Below are 5,737 nucleotides of genomic sequence, written 5' to 3'. Positions count from 1 at the left end.
GATAGTTTTCTCGTGATACCAAATACTTAACAGTCAGTAAAAAGTTACAATCACTATTAAAATTTTAAAACAACATAATATTTCCAAAGAAAAATAAATTTTTCCGAATTATTTATATGGTGTATCTAACAAGATAAAAAAACGAAAATATAGTTCTCACTACTGATATTTTTCTATGCTCAGTTCGATTACTCTCCTACATAAATTACTAAAACCTATTCCATCTACTTCAGCCTCCTTGGGTAGCAAACTAGTCGGAGTCATACCAGGGATACTATTCGTTTCAATGAAATAAATTTTATCATTGGCATCGACAATGAAATCCGTCCTTGAATATACTTCAAATCCCATTAAATCATGAACTGTTTTAGCAGACTTTTTCAGTCGTTTATTTAGCTCTTCAGATATATTAGCAGGACAAATTTCCTTAACAATTCCAGGAGTATATTTTTTTTGATAATCATAAAAACCATTCTCAATTACAATCTCAATTGGTTCTAAAATTTTCTCACCAATAACTCCAATAGAAAACTCCCTTCCATTTATATATTCTTCGACATTATAATTCTTCAAATCATACCGTTGGATTTCTTCTTTAGTTTTAATAATTCTAACTCCAATACTTGAACCACTATCATTCGGTTTTATTACTAACGGAAAAACAAACTCATTTTCATCCATATACTCACAGGGTACCTTAATTCCAACTGTACTCACAAGCCGCTTTGATAATTTCTTATCTAAACTTATAGCATTACTTTGATATCCGTTACCAGTATAGTTTATATTACAAATATCTAGTAATGCCTGCAGCTTCCCATTTTCACCAATTCCTCCATGTGTAGATAAAAAGACGATGTCTGCTAATTTACAAATTTCAATAACTGAATCTGTTATTTCCAATTCTTGATCAATATCAAACTCCGATAATCTTCCTTCTTGGTACAACTTATAGATTTGAGAAAAATTCTTTACGGTTTTATCACCAAAATTATATATTCCATTTAAATTTAGTCTTATTACATTATCAGTAGTTAAGACCTCAGCAACTTGTTCTGAAGAAACTTCCGAAATTAACCGCTCAGGACTCCTACCACCATATAAAACTACAATATTCATTTGATTTACCTCAATAAAATTAAAAAACAGTAAAACTTATTATAAAGCATTACTGCAATTTAAAAATATTTCATATGCGGGGTGAAGGACTTGAACCTCCAATAGACATTTAGTCGAACCTACCTGTATCATAGGCGCGTTTACCAATTTCGCCAACCCCGGATAAACTATTTATGAATTGATTATAGCATTATAATAAGATGTTGTCAATAGTTTTTAGAAAATAATTATGATATTTTTTTATTTTGAATTTATCTTTTAGAATTGTCTCTTATAAAGGCTAATACCTAAATTATTCATAATTAAAATAGTAAAATATATTCTTGTATCTTTAGAAAGTGATTCGTTAAGACTAATTTCCTGAATAAACTGTCTAGAGGAATTAGGTTCTAATGTAATCTTATGTAATTCTGAACTGAATTTATCATTTCTTACACAAGTTTTGATATATACTTCCTCAAAATTATTACCATTATTTTTAATTGAAAATTCTACTCTAGCTTCGCTACTTGTAAATTTCTCCAATTTATTTATTTTAAGCAAAATATTTTCTTCGCTTAAATCTTCTATAATAGAACAACAAGGACATATTTTTATAATTCTTTTGTACCTAGAATAATAATCACTAACATTTACCTTTTCAATTGGTCTTTCATTACATGTTGAGCAGATTATTTGTTCTTCAGTACATTTTATCCTAAGATTATTTCCATAATGCAGATCATACATTCTATATTTATCCTCAGAAATATTCTTAGCCCAGTAATTCAAAACTTCTCGACTTATCATATCAACACTATCAATTAAATTGTTTATAATTTTTTTAACTTTAAAATTAACTTTAGAATCTTTTCCAAAATCAAATAAATAGTTTTCTAAGTTATTGAATTGCGATATTAAAGTATTAGTGTCTTGCTTAAAGTTCTTATTGCTGTTCGGATGCATATGGGGTATACTGTTATCTCTGTTAAAGTTATATATCATTATAGGTATTTTTTTAATAAAATTCTCGAAGATAGAATTATCTTCTATCAAAATTTTATCATCGTACACTACTTGGTCTGAAAACATTAATCTTTCTCCATCAATCGTATCAAAATAACGAATACTTTTATTTGAAATCAATATTTCATTTTTTTGATAATTCGACTGTTGTAAAAAATAATTATATAAATTTTCACTATTCCTAAATTGATTATTTGGGTCTCCATATAAGACATAGCATGGAGTTAGATTGTTATAAACACAATATTCATTACACTGCCTAGTTACTGTTCCAAAACTCTCTTCCCTCTCTAATAAACAATCTGCTAAAATTAATTCGTTAGCATCAGATAATTTAGTAGAAAAAGGAGCTATAAAAGATACGGCTGAACTATTCAATAATCCAAATGACAAAGTTTCCTTTCCTTCTTTCTCAAATTCTCCTGGTGCTACAACACCAAGAACACAACCATTAATCATTATTAAATCTGAATTAAGTTGTGCTGTATTTAAAACTTCTTTTGATGTTTTTATTTGACTATTACATAATGCTATATTTTTTCCTATTGCTAATTGATCTAGTCTTCCTCCTCCGTAAATAAATAATGCAGATCTTCTTTTACAAAGCAAATCACTTGTAAGATTCGATGAATACATAGAGATCAGAGAATTTATTTCTTTAATCTCAGATTCTCTCCGTGGTACTACATTTAAAGAAGTATAGTTAGATTTCTTTATCATGCTAAAAGTTAAATTTTTAATAGCAAAGTTCACTACATCTTGAAAATTATTTCCTGTAAAATATCCAATGTCAATCCCTCTATTCAAAGAAATTCTAGTAATTCTCCTTAACGATTCATATTCCAAATTATGAGATTCTGAAAAAATTATAATTTTTTTGAAATGTGAAAACTCTAAATATTCAAATATTTCTAAAAATGATTGTAATTCATAGAAATCATACTTACTTTTAGAAGAATAAACTTTAGCAATATCATTATATTCGTCATTACTAAATCCAATCACAATTGTACTGCTTCTTATATCCGTAGTACTAGAGTGAATTTCTCTTAATAACGATAGGTATTTTTCATTCATCTTATTTATCTCCCCTTAATTTTTTTTCATAACTCTTTATAAAAATAACCAATAAACTACTTAGTAAGCCCAAAATAACTAGACTTAATCTCGGATTTAAAAGCCAATTAAAATAAGCAGCTAGTATCCCTCCAAAAGGAGCAAAAATGGTAGCTATTACAAAAGAACTAGAAAGTATTTTACCAATATTATACTCAGTACTTTCTTGTTGCTGTATTGTTGTAATCGAGACAGAAGCTATTGTAATTAGTCCACTCAAAATTGAATAACAAATTCCAAAAAATATCCAATTTTCTACTATTCCGCTTGCCATAATGACAAGTGGGATCGTTGCCATTGATATATTCATTAAAATAAAGGTATCCTTCTTATTCAAAAAAGTAGAAAGAAGAGTTACTGCTATCAAACTACCAAATCCAGCAATTGAGTATACAATTCCAACAAGACTATTTGATAACTTTAATTGATCCTGTAAATAATAAATAATTGTTGCATTAAAGCCTAGCATAGCGATATTCACAACAATAGTAAAGAGTAAAGAAACCCTCAATTTAATATTTGTGAAATTCTCTTTAAAACCTGCAAACATTTCTTTTATATCATCATTTCCATTCTCCTTATTTCCTTGATTTGGAATATATGAAATTAATATTGAAAAAAATAACAACAAAAACGAAGCACTATTTATAAAAAAAATGCTATTAATATTAAACTTTAACATTAATAACCCTGCCAGAGCAGGAGAAACTAATTTTGAAATAGTTCGTACACCTTGAAACTGCGAATTATATTTTTGCAATTCTTCCTTCTCAAATAATGCCGGGGTAATTACTGAAAATCCTGTTTGAAAAAGTGTCGAAAATAAAGGAATCAAAAATGCAATAACATAGTAAAAAAATATAGAAACTGAATATTTAGATAATATCGGTATTACACTACATAATAATGCAGGTATTAATGTAGACCATAATAGTATCTTTTTCTTATCAAAATTATCTAATAAATAGCCCATAACAAATCCTAATAAGAGTTGAGGTAACAATTCAATAATTACCATTCCTCCCATTGCAAATGACGAATGAAATTCTTGGTAAATTAAAATAGGAAAAGCAATTTTTTGAAATCTATCTCCAATATTTGATATGAATTCACCAAAAGTTATTGTATAAAACGTTTTCTTGTTTATATTCATGACTCCCTTTCCTTCTTTCTAAACCACGATAAATATCATTTTTTATTAAATCTGTAAAGCTTATTCCAAAACTCTTTGCAAGAGTAGGCACAACACTGTTTTCACTCAAACCGTACATAGTTCCTAACTCAATAAAATATACATCTTCACCACATACTCTGAAATCAAGGTAGCATGCGCCGTCTATTTCATAATAATCTAATATATTCTGAGTAAATTTTTTTAGTTTAGAATTGATTTCGTTTTGTGAATCATCAACAATGAACATATTTTCACCACTATTATATCTTTCTTCAAAATCGATATCTTTATTGATTCTAGCTTTAGAAACACCTACTTTAATCTCATCTCCTTGGAAAATAGCAGCCACTATATAATCATTTCCTTCAATATATTCTTGTATAACCAAATGTGTATCAATATTCAAAATATCCGGTAAATTCTTTTGAATATCTTGTAATGAGTTTACTTTTTTAACTCCATGACTTGAACCACTTAAAAACCTCGGTTTCATTACTAACGGGAATCTCATTTGATTACTAGTTATAAATTTTTCTATACTATCAATACTTATTAAACCATCTACCTTAAATGTCTTTGGAGTATTTATATTTAGTATTTTTGACAATTTACTAAAAAAATATTTATCTCTACAAACAGCACTTATCGTAGCAGAACATCCCGTGTATGGTATATGGTAAGATTCTAAAATAGATTGTAAAACACCGTTTTCACCAATTCCTCCATAAGATACAATATAAACTAAATCAAAACCTTCAATATATTTTAAGACGTCATTCAGCTTTTCTATATTTTTCAACTCTACAACTTCATTATAGATATCTAAATTTTCCAATTCTTTTGAAACAATCTTTGCAGCTTTTTGGGCTAAATTGTACTCATGCGGTAAACCTGATACAGTTACTAAAACTCTCATCTTTCCCCCAGATACTTTCTTAAATCATTCATGACTTTTTCACTATTCTTCTTAATTTTATAAATTGAGAACCCTTGTTCTGTAGGTAAAATAAAATGTATTTGTTCTGAAGAATTTTTCTTATCTGTTTTTATTATTTCTGATAATTCGATTATTCTATCATCATCCAAATTTATAACAGTTGGAAGCGAGTACTTTTTTAACAATTCTAATAATTTATTATATTTTATTTTTGATAGTTTCCCACCTTCTAGTGATATTTTTGCTTCAAAAACCATCCCTATTGCAATAGCTTCACCGTGTAAATAGTCTAAGTGCCCATATAAAGTCTCAATAGCATGTCCTAGAGTGTGTCCAAAATTTAAAGATAATCTTTTATGATTTTCAAATTCATCATTCTCTATCAC

At 27.8% G+C, this 5,737-nt stretch carries 5 protein-coding genes and 1 tRNA gene; all 6 read right to left on the bottom strand.

Annotated elements, in window-relative coordinates; genetic code table 11:
- Positions 1-159: 159 nt before the first annotated feature.
- The gene (locus SINDD18_RS02555; protein ID WP_001028644.1) at positions 160-1,119 is read right to left on the bottom strand and encodes a D-alanine--D-alanine ligase family protein; all 960 of its coding nucleotides are present in this window, start codon (positions 1,117-1,119) and stop codon (positions 160-162) included.
- A gap of 75 nt (positions 1,120-1,194) precedes the next feature.
- A tRNA-Tyr gene (locus tag SINDD18_RS02550) sits at positions 1,195-1,280 on the bottom strand.
- A gap of 97 nt (positions 1,281-1,377) precedes the next feature.
- Positions 1,378-3,201, bottom strand: coding sequence for a hypothetical protein (locus SINDD18_RS02545; protein WP_001003626.1), 1,824 nt, complete (start codon positions 3,199-3,201; stop codon positions 1,378-1,380).
- 1 nt (position 3,202) lies between these two features.
- Positions 3,203-4,393, bottom strand: coding sequence for an MFS transporter (locus tag SINDD18_RS02540; RefSeq protein ID WP_061862972.1), 1,191 nt, complete (start codon positions 4,391-4,393; stop codon positions 3,203-3,205).
- Positions 4,350-5,330, bottom strand: coding sequence for an ATP-grasp domain-containing protein (locus SINDD18_RS02535; RefSeq protein ID WP_061862971.1), 981 nt, complete (start codon positions 5,328-5,330; stop codon positions 4,350-4,352). Before SINDD18_RS02535 ends, SINDD18_RS02540 begins: the two co-directional genes overlap by 44 nt.
- On the bottom strand, positions 5,327-5,737 hold a 411-nt coding region (locus SINDD18_RS02530), incomplete at its 5' end, for a 3-dehydroquinate synthase family protein (RefSeq protein ID WP_431305821.1). The genes SINDD18_RS02535 and SINDD18_RS02530, both read right to left, overlap by 4 nt.

The organism is Streptococcus infantis (genome assembly GCF_001579645.1).
Lineage (GTDB): Bacteria > Bacillota > Bacilli > Lactobacillales > Streptococcaceae > Streptococcus > Streptococcus infantis_E.
Note: the sequence above shows the minus strand (reverse complement) of the source record. Positions and strands in the feature narration are given on the sequence as shown.